This window comes from Acidisoma sp. C75 (genome assembly GCF_054665095.1).
Genome location: NZ_BAAFHD010000002.1, coordinates 243,222 through 258,689 on the forward strand (window position 1 = coordinate 243,222; position 15,468 = coordinate 258,689).

General features: G+C 66.1%; 14 protein-coding genes. 9 read left to right on the forward strand and 5 right to left on the reverse strand.

From position 1 onward, the window contains the following. Positions 1-6 precede the first annotated feature (6 nt). Positions 7-792 (reverse strand): SDR family oxidoreductase, encoded by a 786-nt coding sequence (locus ACYQ7X_RS03430; RefSeq protein ID WP_459695431.1) that lies wholly within the window; start codon positions 790-792, stop codon positions 7-9. Further along, positions 789-1,961, reverse strand: coding sequence for a galactonate dehydratase (gene dgoD / locus ACYQ7X_RS03435; protein ID WP_459695432.1), 1,173 nt, complete (start codon positions 1,959-1,961; stop codon positions 789-791). The genes ACYQ7X_RS03430 and dgoD overlap by 4 nt, the downstream gene beginning before the upstream one ends. Before the next feature lie 121 nt (positions 1,962-2,082). On the opposite strand from dgoD, the gene ACYQ7X_RS03440 reads away from it, so the two are divergent. From ACYQ7X_RS03440 to ACYQ7X_RS03455, 4 genes are all read left to right on the forward strand, one after another. Beyond that, positions 2,083-2,799, forward strand: a complete 717-nt coding sequence (locus ACYQ7X_RS03440; RefSeq protein ID WP_459695433.1) for a FadR/GntR family transcriptional regulator — start codon at positions 2,083-2,085, stop codon at positions 2,797-2,799. Positions 2,800-2,945: 146 nt separating this feature from the next. Beyond that, positions 2,946-3,938 carry a substrate-binding domain-containing protein gene (locus ACYQ7X_RS03445; RefSeq protein WP_459695434.1) on the forward strand — a complete coding sequence of 331 codons (993 nt, stop codon included), beginning with the start codon at positions 2,946-2,948 and terminating at the stop codon, positions 3,936-3,938. A gap of 38 nt (positions 3,939-3,976) precedes the next feature. Beyond that, a complete protein-coding gene (locus ACYQ7X_RS03450) occupies positions 3,977-5,479 on the forward strand; it encodes a sugar ABC transporter ATP-binding protein (RefSeq protein ID WP_459695435.1) in 1,503 nt (500 codons plus the stop codon). Further along, entirely contained in the window at positions 5,476-6,492 is a 1,017-nt protein-coding gene (locus ACYQ7X_RS03455; protein WP_459695436.1) for an ABC transporter permease, read from the forward strand. Before ACYQ7X_RS03450 ends, ACYQ7X_RS03455 begins: the two co-directional genes overlap by 4 nt. Before the next feature lie 22 nt (positions 6,493-6,514). Here ACYQ7X_RS03455 and ACYQ7X_RS03460 read toward each other — a convergent pair whose 3' ends face one another. From ACYQ7X_RS03460 to ACYQ7X_RS03470, 3 genes are read right to left on the reverse strand one after another with little or no spacing between them, the layout of a single operon-like run. Continuing rightward, positions 6,515-7,420: a carbohydrate ABC transporter permease gene (locus ACYQ7X_RS03460; RefSeq protein WP_459695437.1), complete on the reverse strand. Its 906-nt coding sequence runs from the start codon at positions 7,418-7,420 to the stop codon at positions 6,515-6,517. Continuing rightward, positions 7,413-8,303 (reverse strand): carbohydrate ABC transporter permease, encoded by an 891-nt coding sequence (locus ACYQ7X_RS03465; protein WP_459695438.1) that lies wholly within the window; start codon positions 8,301-8,303, stop codon positions 7,413-7,415. Before ACYQ7X_RS03465 ends, ACYQ7X_RS03460 begins: the two co-directional genes overlap by 8 nt. 33 nt (positions 8,304-8,336) lie before the next feature. Then, positions 8,337-9,599: an extracellular solute-binding protein gene (locus tag ACYQ7X_RS03470; protein ID WP_459695439.1), complete on the reverse strand. Its 1,263-nt coding sequence runs from the start codon at positions 9,597-9,599 to the stop codon at positions 8,337-8,339. Positions 9,600-9,765: 166 nt separating this feature from the next. Here ACYQ7X_RS03470 and ACYQ7X_RS03475 point away from each other — a divergent pair, with 166 nt between their 5' ends. The 5 genes from ACYQ7X_RS03475 (at position 9,766) to ACYQ7X_RS03495 (ending at position 15,455) form a co-directional block, all read left to right on the forward strand. Next, positions 9,766-10,998, forward strand: a complete 1,233-nt coding sequence (locus ACYQ7X_RS03475; protein ID WP_459695440.1) for an ROK family protein — start codon at positions 9,766-9,768, stop codon at positions 10,996-10,998. Positions 10,999-11,037: 39 nt separating this feature from the next. Then, positions 11,038-12,123, forward strand: coding sequence for a Gfo/Idh/MocA family protein (locus tag ACYQ7X_RS03480; protein ID WP_459695441.1), 1,086 nt, complete (start codon positions 11,038-11,040; stop codon positions 12,121-12,123). Positions 12,124-12,149: 26 nt separating this feature from the next. Then, complete coding sequence (locus tag ACYQ7X_RS03485) at positions 12,150-12,803, forward strand: ThuA domain-containing protein (protein WP_459695442.1); 654 nt, start codon at positions 12,150-12,152, stop codon at positions 12,801-12,803. A 293-nt stretch (positions 12,804-13,096) separates the two neighbouring features. Next, positions 13,097-14,131, forward strand: coding sequence for a LacI family DNA-binding transcriptional regulator (locus ACYQ7X_RS03490; protein WP_459695620.1), 1,035 nt, complete (start codon positions 13,097-13,099; stop codon positions 14,129-14,131). Between the two features lie 58 nt (positions 14,132-14,189). Then, positions 14,190-15,455 carry an ABC transporter substrate-binding protein gene (locus ACYQ7X_RS03495; protein ID WP_459695443.1) on the forward strand — a complete coding sequence of 422 codons (1,266 nt, stop codon included), beginning with the start codon at positions 14,190-14,192 and terminating at the stop codon, positions 15,453-15,455. The last annotated feature ends 13 nt before the right edge of the window (positions 15,456-15,468 follow it).

Below are 15,468 nucleotides of genomic sequence, written 5' to 3' on the forward strand. Positions count from 1 at the left end.
GCCGTATCATTCGTGATAGAGCACCGAGCGCCCGCCATCGATCGCGATACAGGCGGCATTGATGAAGGGCGCTTCGTCGGAGGCGAGGAAAAGCGCCGTCATCGCGACTTCTTCGGGCCGCCCGATCCGCTTCGGCGGATGCAGATCATAGGCCTTGCGCCGCTCGGCCTCCGGATCGGCGAAGCTTGCCCAATAGGCCCGCGCCGCCTCCGTCTCGATATAGCCGGGGGCGATCGCGTTCACGCGCACGCCCTGCGCCGCATATTGGATGCCGAGCGCCCGGGTGAGGCCGAGCAGACCATGCTTGGCGACGGGGTAGGGAAAGGTATTCGGGATGATGGTGCTCGAATGGCTTGAGGCGATGTTGACGATGCTCCCCGCGCGCTCGCCCAGCATCGCCGGCAGTGCCGCCTTGCACATATGCCAGACCCCTTCGAGATCGACCGTGAAGCATCGCCGCCACTCGGCCTCCGTCGTCTCCAGCGGCTCGTGAAAGACGTTGATGCCGGCGTTGTTGACCAGGCAGTCGATACGGCCGAATGCGGCGAGGGTTTGCTGCACGCAGCGCTCGGCGGCGTCGGGCTCGGCAATATCGGTCAACACGAAGAGGCTGCGGCCACCCGCCGCCTGGATTGCCGCGGCGGTGGCCGCGCCGCTCGCCTCGTCACGCTCGGCGATGACCACGGCCGCACCCTCGCGCGCGAAGGCGCGGGCGGTCGCCGCGCCAATCCCGCGCCCCGCGCCGGTGATCAGGGCGATCTTGCCGGCGAGCCGGCCACCGCTCGCGCTCACCAGTCCACCACCGTGCCATCGGGCAGCACCGCTTCGGCCGCCGTCATGATCTCCTGCTTGAAAGGATGGCGGGCAGCGACCCGCTCGTCGATCTCGATGCCGAGGCCGGGCGCCTCGGGCAATTGCCAGGCGCCGTCGATCATGCGGATCGGCCCTTGCAGAACCTCGCCATACCAGGGGACGGCACCGACCATCTCCTCCTGAATGACGAAATTTGGTGTTGCAATATCAAAATGAAGCGCCGCGACGCCGGCGAGCGGCCCGAGCGGGTTGTGCGGCGCGATGCCGGCGCCGGCCAGTTCCGCCATCGCGGCGATCTTGCGCGCTTCGGTGAAGCCGCCGACATGGCAGAGATCGGGCTGGGCGATATCGATCGCGCGGGCCCGGAAGAAAGGCTCGAACTCCCAGCGGTCGATCAGCCTCTCCCCTGCCGCCAGCGGCACATGGCTGCGATCGGCGATGCTTTTCAACCCGGCGACGTCCTGCGGCGGCAGAGGCTCTTCGACGAAGAGCGGGCGGCCGGCGGCGAGCGCGTCGATATAATGCAGCGCGGCCCCAGCCGAGGCGCAGCGGCCGTGGAAATCGACCATCAGCTCCACCTCCTCGCCCACCGCCGCGCGCAGATCCTGCATCATGCGGGCAACCTGGTCGATCGCCCGGTTGGAGGCGGTGTAGTGGGTATAAGGGATAAAGACCACCTTCATCGCGCGATAGCCGAGGGCGAGCACCTCCTGCGCGCGCTCGATGAGCGGGCCGGCCGACATCGAGTTGTACACGGCGTTGACCTGGCCAAGGCCGAGATGGGTATAGACCGGCACCCGCTCCCGCATCTTGCCGCCGAGCAGCCGCCAGACGGGCAGGCCGACGCTTTTGCCGAGAATGTCCCAGAGTGCGACCTCGATCCCGGCGATCGCGCTGCTGCCGATGACGCCGATGCGCCAGAAGCCGTGCTTGTGCATGATGCGCACGAGGTTTTCGATATCGCGCGGATCCTTGCCGATGATGAGGGGCGCCAGATCCTCGACCGCGCCGGTGACCGCGCGGGTTTTCCATTCGAGCGTCGCTTCCCCCCAGCCGTAGAGGCCGGGCTGGTCGGTCTCGACGCGGACGAAGATCCAGTTCCGCATTTCGGCATTGACGACGAGGGTGCGCAGCCCGGTGATCTTCATGCCGCGCCCTCCCGAAGGGAGGCGGCCCGGCGGTCTGCCGATTGGGTTCGGGGCATTGTTCTTGGCCTACGGGCGATTGAAGAGTATGACGTTAGTAGAAGAGTAGTCGGATGAATAGGGAATGCAAGGCGGAAATCAGACGCGCCCGCGCGTCCATCAGATCGTGGTCGCCGAACTCGCCCGTCGGGTGCTGACGGGCCAGTTCCCGAGCGGCAGCCTGCTGCCAAGCATGGAGGAGCTGGGGGCGGAACTCGGCGTCAGCCGCTCCGCCATGCGCGAGGCGATCAAGGTCTTGAGCGCCAAGGGCATGCTCGAAGTGCGGCCGCGCATCGGCACGCGGGTGCGGCCACGCTCCGGCTGGAACATGATGGATCCGGAACTCCTCTCCTGGTGCGGGCCCGAACTCGGCCGCGAGATCTTCGCCAGCCTCCTCAAATGCCGGCTGCTGATCGAGCCGGGGGCCGCGGCGATGGCGGCGGCCAATGCCACCGCGGCCCAGTTGGCGATGATCGAAAACGCCTTCCTGCGCATGAAGACTGCCCGCAGCCTTGGTGAGCGCCTGCAGGCCGATCTCGATTTCCACGTCTCCGTGCTCTCCGCCAGCGGCAATATGTTTCTCGAACAATGGGGCGGCACGATCGCCTCCGTCCTGCTCGCGGCCTTCCGTGTGTCCACCGAAACGGCGCCTTCGGATGACGAAGCCTTCGCGGTGCATGCCGAGGTTCTGGAGGCGATCCGCCTGCGCAGCGAGGCGCGGGCGGATCGGGCGATGCGGCGGCTGCTGACGGTCGCGGCCAAGGATCTGCACTTGGAGGAACGTGCCCGCCAGGCCTCCTGAAGCGGGCGCACGAAAGTTGCCGGGGCCGATAATTTACCTGACTTGACTCCGCCAAACATCGGATGTTTGACTAAGGCTGCTTCGTCTATCGCACTGAAACCCGGCAGGCTCCGGGCACAAAACAATAATTCGAGGAGGAGCGGCTCATGATCAGATTATCCTGCAGGCTCGGCGTGGCGCTCGCCCTGGTCGCGGCCGGCGGCGTGATGGGAGTGGCGGCCGCGCGAGCGCAAAGCGCGCCGCTCACCATCGCCTATATCCAGAAGCAGGGCGATCAGCAGTATTTCGTCGATGAGGCGCAGGGCGCGAAGGACGAGGCTGCGGCCCTCGGACACGTCAAGATCGACGTGGTCAACGTCAATATGGATTCCAACGCCGCGATCAGCGCCATGAACGTCATGGTCGGGCAGAAGGTGAACGGTATCGCGATCGTGGTGCCCGATCAGCAGATCGGCCCCGAGGTGATTGATATGGCAAGCCGCGCGAAGATCCCGCTAGTCGCCTCGGATGATCCGATCAAGAGCGGCGCGGGCGTGCCTGCCGCCTTCGTCGGGTTCGACAGCTATCAGATGGGCTACAAGGTCGGCCAGGCTGCCGGTGCACTCTACAAGAAGGCCGGGTGGACGGCGCAGGAGACGCGGATCGCCGCCGCCTTCGAGGAACAGCTTTCCGATTGCCAGGACCGTCAGAAGGGCGAGGAGGCGGGCTTCCGGGCCGCTGCGGGCGGCGCGATGCCGACCGTGATCAAGATCGGCACTGACAATTCGGTGGTGGACGCGCAGAACCGCACCGGCGCGGTGATTACCGCTAATCCGGGCATCAAGCATTGGGTGGTCTGGGGCTGCAACGACGAAAGCGAAACCGGTGCCGTCACCGCCCTTTCCAATGCCGGGATCGGCCCGCAGAACATCATCGGCGTCGGGCTCGGCGCCTATCTCACCTGCAAGGACTGGCAGGCGGGCCAGCCTTCCGGCAACAAGGCGGCCCTCTTCATCAGCGGCCATGATGTCGGCAGCGCGGCGGTGAAGGTTCTGGTGGACAGCATCCGCAACCACACGCCGCTGCCGGCCAAGACCATCGCGACCACGACGATCGTGACGCCGCAGAATTGGAAGAGCGTGATGAAGCAATGCAGCTAGCCGGCGGCGGCTGAGCGGCAGGCGGGGCAGGGTGCGGCGTGGCTGAGGGCAAAGCTCTTCTGCGCATGGACGGCATCGCCAAGCGCTTCGGCGCCGTCCAGGCGCTGCGCGGCGTCTCGCTGACGGCGCGGGCGGGGGAGGTTCTCGCCCTGATGGGCGAGAACGGCGCCGGCAAATCGACCCTGCTGCGGCTGATGAGCGGCGTGCATCAGCCCGATGCGGGGGCGATCGTCACCGATGGCGTGCCGACCGTCTTCGCAACGCCGCAGGCCGCGCGCGCGGCTGGGGTGCGGGTTGTGGTGCAGGAGCCGGAGATCATCCCGGATGTCTCGGTGGCCGAGAATGTCTATGCCGGCGCCTTGCCCCGGCGGGGGCTGCTCGTCGATCGGCGCCGCCTCCATGCCGAGCTGACGCGGGATCTGGCGCGCTACGGCTTTGCCGGCGTGCTCCACCCCGCCCAGCTCGGGCGCAGCCTCTCCCCCGCGCAGCGGCAGGTGATCGAAATCCTCCGAGCGCTGACCGGCGGCGCCCGGGTGATCGCTTTCGACGAGCCGACCTCATCGCTTTCCGATCATGAGGTGGAGAGCCTCTTTCGGCTCATCGCGCACCTCAAGGAGGAGGGCATCGCCATCATCTACGTCTCCCACCGCATGAAGGAGATCTTCCGCATCGCCGACCGCATTCTCGTTCTGCGCGACGGCGCCTCGGTGGGTGAGCGGCTTGCGACCGAAACCAGCGAGCCGGAACTGGTGCGGATGATGGTGGGGCGTGATCTCTCCGCTCTCTTTCCGCATGGCGCGCGGCAGCCGGGCACGACCATGCTACGGCTGCGCGGGGTGACGACCGCCGAAGTATCCGGCATCAGTTTCGAGGTGCGGGCCGGGGAGGTGGTAGCGCTCGCCGGTCTCGTCGGTGCGGGGCGCACCGAGCTTGCGCATGCGATCATCGGCGATACGCCCATCCTTTCCGGCAGCATCGAGGTGGATGGCGCAAGCCTGCATCTGCGCTCCCCGCGGGATGCGGTGCAGGCGGGGCTCGCCCTCGCGCCTGAGGAACGCAAGCAGCAGGCCCTGCTGATGAAGCGCTCGGTGCGGGACAATATCTGCCTCGCCGTTCTCGGCCGCTTGCAGCGCTGGCGCCTGGTCAGCCGGGCCGCGGAAAGCCGGATCGCGCGCCGTTACGTGCAGGAGTTGCGCGTGCGCACGCCGACGATCGAGCAAGAGGTGGCGACCCTCTCGGGCGGCAATCAGCAGAAGACGGTGCTCGCCCGCTGGCTCGCGCGGGAAGCGAAGGTGCTCATCCTGGATGAGCCAACGCGGGGCGTGGATGTCGGCGCCAAGGCGGATATCTACGCCATCATCGACCGGCTGGCAGCCGCGGGCGGCGCCATCCTCGTCATCTCCTCGGAACTGCCGGAGGTGCTCGGCGTCGCCGATCGCATCCTCGTCATGCAGGGTGGCCGGATCCGAGGCGAGCTTTCCCGCGCCGAGGCGACCGAGGAGAAGATCCTCAGCCTCGCCATTCTGGAGGATGCGGCATGACGGAACTGGCGCGGGAGCCGAGGCAACCGCTTCCGCCGGCTTGGGGTGCCCGCCGGCTGCTCGCCGCGATCGGCGTGCAGAATGTGAGCCTGCTCTTTGCGCTCATCCTTCTCATCCTTTTCATCGGCCTCCAGAACAGCAACTTCTTCTACGCGAGCAATATCGAGACCATCGGCACGACGATCGCGATCGTCGGCGTTCTCGCCGTCGTGCAGACCGTGGTCATGCTGCTCGGCGGGCTCGACATCTCCGTCGGCAGCCAGGCGGGGCTGACCTCCGTGGTCTCCGCGATGGTCTTCATGGCAACCGGCAGCGCCTGGGTGGGTATCCTCGCCGCTCTGCTCCTCGGCCTCTGCCTCGGCCTCTTCAACGGCCTCGTGATCATCTACGGGCGGGTCAATGCCGTGATCGCGACCCTCGCCACCTTCGCGGCGTTTCGCGGCATCGCCAATCTCGTCTCCGATGGGCGGGCCCAGGGCTATACCGGGATGAACCACCTCTTCGTCTTCCTCGCCCGCGGCCATGTGGCGGGCATTCCCGTGCTCATCTGGGTCTTGGCGGTGGTCGCCCTGCTGGTTCAGCTGATGCTGCATTTCACCGATATCGGCCGCAACATCTACGCCGTGGGCGGCAACGCGATCGCCGCCCGGCTCGCCGGGATTCCGCTCAACCGCTATATCATCGGCTGCTACATGCTGGCCGGGCTGGTCGCGGCGCTCGCCGGCGTTCTGTTGACGGCACGAACCGGCTCCGGCCAGCCGACATCGGGTTCGCAGGGGCTGGAGCTGCAATCGATCACCGCCGCCGCCCTCGGCGGTGTCGCCTTGCAGGGCGGGCGCGGCACCGTCGTCGGCACCATCCTCGCCGTCATCCTGCTCGGGGTGCTGGAGAATGGCCTGATCATCCTCAACGTCAACAGCTTCTGGCAGGATATCGCACAGGGCGGCCTGCTGGTGATTGCGGTTATCATCCAGCAACGGCGCGCGGGGGTTAAGGGCGTCGGCCTGCCGTAGCGCAGCGCGCCTCGGCCCGGCGTCAGCCCTTCACGGCGCCCGCCGTCAAACCCTCGACGATGTAGCGCTGGGCGAGGATGAACATCAGGATGGCTGGGAGGATGGTGAGCGTGATGAAGGCCAGCACCAGCTGCCAGGCGGTGGAATACTGCCCCTCGTAATCCATCAGGCCGAGCGGCCAGGGATAGAGATGCGCAGAATCGAGCATGATCAACGGAACGAGGTAGTTGTTCCAGCTGCCGACGAAGGCGATGATGCCGACGGTGGTGAGGATGGGCCGCGAAAGCGGCAGGGTGATATGGGCGAAGTAGCGCATATAGCCGCAGCCATCGACCAGCGCGGCATCGAGCAGTTCCACCGGCAGCTGGCGGAAGGCATTGCGCATGAGAAGCACGCCCATGGCGAGGCCGAAGGCGACCTGCGGCAGGATGACGCCCCAGGGCGTATCGACGAGGCCCAGTTGCCGCACCCGGATGAAGAGCGGCAGGATCGCCGCGACGGCCGGAAACATGAGCCCGAGCACGAGATAGTTGAAGAGGAAACGCCGCCCGAAGAAGCGCAGATGCGCGAAGGCAAAGGCTGAGGTGGCGGCGAGCGTGACGGTGAGCAGAACGGTGAAGCCCGCGATGAACAGCGAATTGCCGAGCACCCGCCAATAGCGGAGGCTCGCCAGGATGTTCCAGTAATTCCGCCAGAGCCAGACATGCGGCAGGCCGAGCGGATTGGTGCGCAGCTCTCCGAGATCCTTGAAGCCGCCAAAGAGCGTGGCGAGCAGGGGAAGTAGCACGATGGTCGCGAGGATCAGGAGCACGCCCAGCCGCCAGACCGCGAAGAGCGTCGCCTGCCGGCCGCGGGAGCGCGTTTTGCCGAGAGCCTTGCCCGGCGCGCGCTGTGCGATCCCGGCTCGATCGAGGGTTGTTTCACGCATCGCGCATCAGGAACTTTTGGTAGAAGAGTGCGAAGACCACGCAGATGATGAAGAGCACGACGCCGATGGCCGAGCCGTAGCCCACGCGCATCCGGGTGATGCCGAAATTATACATGAAGGAGACCATGGTATTCGTCTGCTCGAAAGGCCCGCCGCCCGTCAGCGGCATGACCATGTCGAAAAGCTGCAGCGCGCCGATGACGGAGAAGAACACGGAGAGTTTGATCATGGGGGCGAGCTGCGGCAGGGTGATGGAGACGAAGCGCTGGATGGCGCCGGCGCCATCGATCTCCGCCGCCTCGTAGAGCTGCCGGTCGATCCCCTGCAAGCCGGCGATATAGAGCATCATGTGAAAGCCGAAATACTTCCAGATGATGACGATGATGAGCGCCGTGAAGGCGAGGCTCGGGCTTGCCAGCATGAAGAGCGGTTGGCCGCCTAATGCCTGCGCCACGGCCGAGACCGGGCCGTAATTGCCGTCGAAGATAAAGCGGAAGATGAGGCCCGCCGCGACATCGGCGAGGACATAGGGGAGGAAGAAGATCAGCCGGAAGGTGACGGCACCCCAGGCGCGGCGCGCGAGCAGCAGGGCCACGCCAAGGCCGAGCGGCAGCTGGATCGCGATCGAGAAGACGATGATGAGCAGGTTGTTGAGCAGAGCGGTCTGAAAATCGGCATTCTGTGCGAGGCGCAGGTAATTCTCGAGACCGATATAGAGATGCGGCCAGCCGAGCCCGTTCCATTTGAAGAGGCTGAACCAGGCGGCTTCGCCGAGCGGCAGGATGACGAAGATGGTGAAGAGCAGAACGGCGGGCGGCACGAAGATGAGCGCCGTCAGCAGCGCGCCGCCGTCTCGCCGATGCTGCCTTGCGCTCGCTGACATCGCGCCGCGCTCCTCAGCTCCGCCCGCCGGCCATCATTGCGAGTCTTTCCAGGCCCGTTCCACCTGCCGGGCGGCTGCCTTGGGCGTCATCTGATCGGCGGCCACGGCGACGGACGCATCGTTGACGACACGGCCGACCGAGGGGCCAAGCTCCTGATCGAAAAAGATCTGCAAGGTGCTGGCATGTTCGATATTCTCGGCGATCTGCCGCATATTGGGGTCTTTGATATACTGCGTCATGCCGGCCAGGGCGGGGATGTAATCACCCTCGGCCGCGGCCTGTTCCTGGTATTTCGGCTGGAAGAAGAAGGCGAGGAAATCCTCGGCCTGCGGCGGCGCATTCTTGGTGATCAGCCAACCATTGACGCCGCCGAGCTGATCGGTCGCCTTTCCGGGCGTGCCGGGGATCACCGGAAAGCTGAGGACGCCGATATCGGAGGGGGGCAAGCCGTGGCCGCTCGTCGAACTCGTGGCCTCTGTGCTCAACAGCCAGTTGCCCATCAGCTGCATGGCGCTCTTGCCATCGCCAAACTGCCCGGCGGCCTGAAGCGCGAGCGAGCCGACATAGCCCGGCTGGAACGGGTGCAAGGCTGAGAGCTGCTGCAGCTTCTGCCCGGCGGCGACGAAGGCGGGCCCCGCGAAACCGCCGGCTTTGCCGGCTTCCGCCTGCGGCACGATATCGCCACCGCCCTCGCGCATGGCGAGATAGGCCCAGTAGAAATGCATCGGCCATTTCTCGCCGGCGCCCACCGAAATCGGGATGATGCCCGCCGCCTTAATCTTCTTCACCGCGGCAAGCAGATCGTCCCACGTCTTGATCTGCGCGGCATCGACCTCGGCCTTGGCGAACAGCGCCTTGTTGTAGAAGAACGCGACGTCGCTGGTGAGGAAGGGCAGGCCGTAGTATTTACCGTCAACCTTATATGCCGCGACATCGGCCGGAATCATATGGGGAATCACCGCGAGCCCGGCGGGGCCGACCGGGCGGATATAGCCCGCATCGATCTGCGCGCGCATCACGCCGCCGCCCCAGCTGTAGATGATGGCGGGGCGATCGCTGCTTTGCAGCATGGTCGGCAGCTTGGCCTTGTAGGCCTCGTTTTCGAGGTATTGGAATTCGACCGTCACATCCGGATGCAGCTTTTCGTAGTCAGCGGCGATCTTGTTCCAGAGCGCGATCTCGGTTGGGTTGGTCTCGACATGCACGATGCGCAGCACCGTCTTCGCCTCGGCAAAGCTGCCGCTGGCGGCGAGCAGCGCGATCGCGGAAGCGAGGCCGATCATCTTCTTCAGCATGGCGTTTCCCTCAAGCTGCGGCGCGGATGGCGCTCTTTTTTTGTGATGCGGATAAATTCTGCGTCTGCCGCCCCGGTGCTGTCAAGAAGAGACAGATAATTGCTGCGGGGCAGCGAAACCGCTCGATTGACAAGGCTGCGCGATCGGAGACTTAATCCGGATCAGGATGAAAACAGCCGATCCCGAACTGATGCGCGCGATCAATCGCTTCCTCGTGATGGATGCGATTCGCCGTGCCGGGCCGGTCGCACGGGTGGAAATCTGCGCGCTGACGCAGTTGAGCCCGACGACCGTTTCCGCCATCACCGCCGCCCTCCTCGATGATGGGCTGATCGTGCCGCAAGCCTTTGCCAATCTGCGTGAGACTGGTGGCGCCGATCTTGTGCGTGGCCGGCCGCGGGTGCTCCTGGCGCTCAATCCGCAAGCGGCCTTCGTGGTCGGCGCCAAGCTCACGCCGGACCATATCACCGTCGCCGCCACGGATTTCTGCGCCAATCCTCTCGCCAGCCTGACTTTGCCTATTCGCATCAGCCGTCAGCCCGTCTCGGTCATCGCCGATCTGGTGGAGGATGGCGTGCAGCGTTGCATCGCCGAGGCGGGCTTGCCGGCCGAGCGCATCGCGGGGGTTTGCGTCGGCCTGCCGGGGCGGGTGGAGCGCGATACCGGGATTTGTCAATCAAGCCCGATCTTCGGTGAGCCGAATGTGCCTTTCGCCGCCGCCCTGCAGCAGCGCCTGGGCATGCCGACGGTGATCGAGAGCGATGTGAATTTGCTCACCATGGCGGAAAGCTGGTTCGGCGAGGCGCGGGGGATGGATAGTTTCCTGGTCGTCAGCCTCGGTCATGGGCTCGGGCTCGGCATCATGTATCACGGCGAATTGTTCCGGGGCGCGAATGGCCTGGCGCCTGATCTCGGCGGGCTCGTTCTCGGCTCCGGCGCCGAGGCTGGGGCGCCGATCCGGCTCGATCAGCGCGCCTCGGAAGCGGCGATCCTGGCGGCGGCGCAAGCGGTGATGGCGCCGGGGCAGTTTCAGACCGCGGCACGCGCCGGCCGAGCGATCGCGGCGGTCGCCGCGGCGGCGCAGGCGGGAGACGAGCGCCTGGGCGCCACCCTCGATACTGCCGGGGAGGCGCTCGGCGCCGCCATCGCCAATCTCGTCGCGTTGTTCGCGCCGCGCATGGTGGTGCTGGCTGGCGAGGCGATCAGCGCCAGCGAGATTCTGCTCGCTGCCCTCCGCCGCGCCGTCTTCGCCGCCCTGCCGCCCGGCTTCGCCCCGGTACCCGAGATTGCGGTGCATCGCTGGAGCGAGGATTCCTGGGCGCGCGGTGCCGCGGCGCTGACCTTGCGGGATTTGTATGGCGCGCCATGGAACACCACCGGCCCGGTGGGATCGCCATGAGCGCCGTGGCTTGAGGCTCAGGGGGGAGGAAGAACGAGAATGAGCGAGCGGGTTGGCATCGGCATCATCGGCTGCGGCACGATCAGTGCGGCCTATCTCAAGGCGGCGCGGGGCTTCCCCATCCTCGATATCCTTGGCCTCGCCGATGCCGTGCCTGAGGCGGCGGAGCGGCGGGCGGCGGAATTCGGCCATCGCGCGATGAGCGTGGAGCAAATGCTGCAAGACCCGGCGATCGAGATCGTCGTCAACCTCACCATTCCGCGCGTGCATGTAGCGGTTGGCCTGCAGATCCTCGCCGCCGGCAAGCATGCCTATTCGGAAAAGCCGCTCGGCATCACCACGGCCGAGGCGCGGCAGCTGCTGCAAGCGGCCGAGGCGCGGGGGCTGCGGCTGGGATCAGCGCCTGATACCTTTCTCGGCGGAGCGCATCAGACCTGTCGCAAGCTGGTCGATGCCGGCGTGATCGGCCAGCCGGTGGCGGGCACCGCCTTCTTCATGTGCCCTGGCCATGAGCGCTGGCATCCCGCGCCGGCCTTCTATTACGAAAAGGGCGGCGGGCCGATGCTGGATATGGGGCCCTACTACATCACCGATCTCGTCAACCTGCTCGGCCCGGTGGCTCAGGTGGCGGGTATGGGCAGCCGGCTGCGGGCGGAGCGCACCATCACCAGCGCGCCGCTCTCCGGCACCAAGATTCCGGTTGATGTGCCGACGCATATGGCCGGAACGCTGCTCTTCGCGGGCGGCGCCATCGTCTCGATCGCCATGAGCTTCGATGTCGCCAAGCATCGGCATCAGCCGCTCGAACTCTATGGCACCGAAGGTTCGCTCCTCGTGCCGGACCCGAACTTCTTCGGCGGTGAGATCCGCCGCGCCCGCCCCGGCGGGATGTGGCGGCGGGTGAAGACCGAGCATGCCTATGCCGATGGCAATTACCGCATCCTCGGCGTGGCCGAGATGGCGCAGGCGATCCGTGCCGGCAGGCCGCACCGGGCGAGCGGCGAACTCGCCTATCACGTCCTCGAAGTCATGGAAGCGATCGGCCGTTCCTCCGAGGACGGCGCCTTCATCACCATCGAAAGCCGGCCGCAGCGGCCGGAGCCGATGGCGGTGGCGGGACTTTGACAGCGCAAGAAAAGGGGAGGCCGGCGATGCGCGAGGCATTGATCGTCTGGGGTGGGTGGGCGGGGCATGAGCCCGAGCAGGGGGCCCGAATCGTCTCCGCCATGCTCGAAGAAGCCGGCTTCAAGACCTATATCGAGAACACGACGGAAGCGTTCGCCGATCCCGCCATCGCCGAGATGAGCGTGATCGTGCCGATCTACACCATGTCGAAGATCGAGAAGGAGGAGCTGGACAATCTCCGCCGCGCGGTGGAAGGCGGCGTCGGGCTTGCCGGCTTTCATGGCGGGATGGCCGATGCCTTTCGCGAAGCGGTGGACTACCACTTCATGGTTGGCGGCCAGTGGGTGGCGCATCCCGGCAATATCATTGACTATACGGTGGAGATCACCGCGCCGGACGATCCGATCGTCGCTGGTCTCCCGGCCTCATTTTCCTATCGCTCCGAGCAATACTACATGCATGTTGACCCCTCCAACGAGGTCTTGGCGACGACGCGCTTCTCCGGCGCGCATGCGCCCTGGATCGAGGGGGTGGTGATGCCGGTCGCCTGGAAGCGGCGGCACGGAGAGGGCCGGGTATTCTATTCCTCGCTCGGCCATGTCGCCGCCGAATTCGCCGTGCCCGAGATGCGCGAGATGTTCCGCCGCGGGCTGCTCTGGGCGGCGCGCGACGCTGCCTGAAGCCGATCCCCAGCCGCACGGAGTGGTCCGGCTGGGGTAACGCCACCTCACCCCATCATCGCCTGGAGCGCGCGCTTCGCGCCCCTGGCCTCGTCGCGGCTGCGGGCCGGTGGCGCGCGGGGGCCCGCGTCCGCCCATATCCCTGCCGCCGCGAGGTGGGTAGGAAAGCCTTGACTTCCCCGCTGAGAAGACGTTTTCTCATGAGAGAAAAAACGATTGCGCAGTAAGCGGAACCGAAAGCGCAACACGGGGCAGGGATGGAGCGAGGCGAGCATCAATGGGCCGTGACGGCGATGGGGAAGGCCGCCCGGCGCCTGACCATCCGTGATGTCGCGGCGGCGGCCGGCGTCTCCGTCTCCACCGCCTCCAAGGCGCTCAACCAGCTCGGGCGGATGGCGCCCGACACGCGGGAACGTGTCCAGCGTATCGCGCAGGAAATCGGCTTTCGGCCTAATGCCATGGCGCGCGCCCTGGTCGGCCGGCGGTCCTTCACCCTCGGCCTCATCACCAACGATACATATGGCCGCTTCACCCTGCCGGTCGCGGCCGGCCTCGCTTCCGCCATGGCCGAGCGTGGCGTCTCCGTCTTCCTCTGCGCGGTGGAGGACGATCCGGAGCGCGCGCGCATCAATATCGAGGCGATGGAGGATAAGCAGGTCGATGGCCTCGTCATCGCGGGCAAACGTATCGACCGCGCGCCGCCAATCGGGCGCCTGCCGCAGCATGTGCCGGCCGTCTATGTCAATGCTGCAAGCCCAGCAGGCGCCGTGAGCTTTCTGCCGGATGACGAGGCGGGCGCCATGCTCGCCACCCGCCACCTCATCGCGCTCGGCCGGAGCCGTATCGCGCATGTTACCGGGCCGGAGGACTTCGAGGCGGTGAACCGGCGTGCCGCCGGCTGGCGGCGCGCGCTCTCCGAGGCGAACCTCGCCGCCGGCGCGCCTTTGCATGGCGCCTGGTCCGAGGCCTTCGGCTACGATATCGGCCGCGCCTTCCGTCAGATCTTTCCAGAGGGCGCGCGGCCCGACGCGGTCTTTTGCGGCAATGATCAGATTGCCCGCGGTCTCGTCGATGCGCTGCAGGCGGGCGGCTGGCGGGTGCCGGAGGATGTCGCCGTCATCGGTTACGACAACTGGGATATCTTTGCCCAGGCAACGCGCCCGCCGCTGACCAGCGTCGATATGCGGCTCAAGATGCTGGGTGAGGCGGCCGGCGTCACGCTGCTCGAGATGATCGAGGGAAAGCCGGTCTCGCCGGGTATCCGGCGGATGCCGTGTCATCTGGTGATACGGCAATCCTGCGGTGCAGGAGGATCGGTGGCCGGCTAGAGGAAAAACATAACGCGGCACGCGATGATCGTAACCGCGCAGGGAGGGGGACGGCTTGATGAAAAACGGGTTCTGGCGGGCGGGCGGTGTGGCCGCCTGCATCGGGCTTGCGGCTGTGGTTCTCGGCACCGCCCCGGCGCGCGCCGAGACGATCCATGTCTGGGCGCGCTCGGACGATCAGGTCTTCATGCCGAAGATCGTCGATGCCTTCAACAAGGCGCAAAGCAAGGATCATGTTGATCTGCAGATCGTGCCGACCGCGCAGATGGTGCAGAAATACGCCGTCGCGGCGGCGAGCGGCGCGGCCCCGGATGCGCTCACCCTCGATCTCATCTATACGCCGGCCTTCGCCGCGGCCGGGGAATTGCAGGATCTCACCGGCTTCGCGAAATCCTTGCCCTATTTCAATGCGCTTTCCCCCGCGCATCTCTCGGTCGGCACCTATCAGGGCAAGATCTACGGCCTGCCCTTCTCGGGCGATGCCTCCGTGCTGGTCTGGAACAAGGATCTCTTCAAGCAGGCGGGGCTTGATCCGGAGACGCCGCCCAAGACTTGGGCGGAGATGCGGGCTGACGCGAAAAAGATCACCGCCCTCGGGCACGGTATCAAAGGCTTCTATTTCTCGGGCGATTGCGGCGGCTGCCAGATCTTCACCTTCGCCCCGCTGATCTGGGCATCGGGCGGCCATCTCTTTGCCGATGGCGGCAAGAAAGCGACGCTCGACACGCCGCAGATGCATGCCGCGATCGATTTCTACCGCGCGATGGTGGCGGATGGCTCGGTGCCGGCCGGCGCCGAGACCGATAACGGTGCAAACTTCTTCTCCGCCTTTGCCACCGGCAAGATCGGCCTCACCTCGCTCGGCTCCTTCGCCATCGGTGCGCTGAACGCGCAAGACCCCGGGCTGCATTATGGCGTGACCTTCATCCCCGGGGAGAGCGGCGGCTGGTCTTCCTTCGCGGGCGGAGATAACTTCGTTGTGTCGCGCGGCACCAAGAAGCTTGCGGCGATCGAGGCCTTCCTCCGCTTCGCCTATTCGCTCGAAGGCCAGCGCATCCTCGCTCATAACGGCTCTCTGCCTGTGCGGGAGGATATCATCAAGCAGGCGCTCCAGGGCCTCGATGCGCGCTATCTGGTGACGGCTCAAGCCATGGCGCATGGCCGCACACCCTATTCAACCGTTTTCAACGATCTCATCAACTCCGCCAACGGCCCCTGGATCACGATGCTGAACAAGGCGATTTTCGGAAACGCGGCAGCGGTGCAGCCGGCGATCAAATCCGCCCAGTCGGCAATGCAGACGACGATCGACACGGCACCCTGAAGCCAGCTTGCGG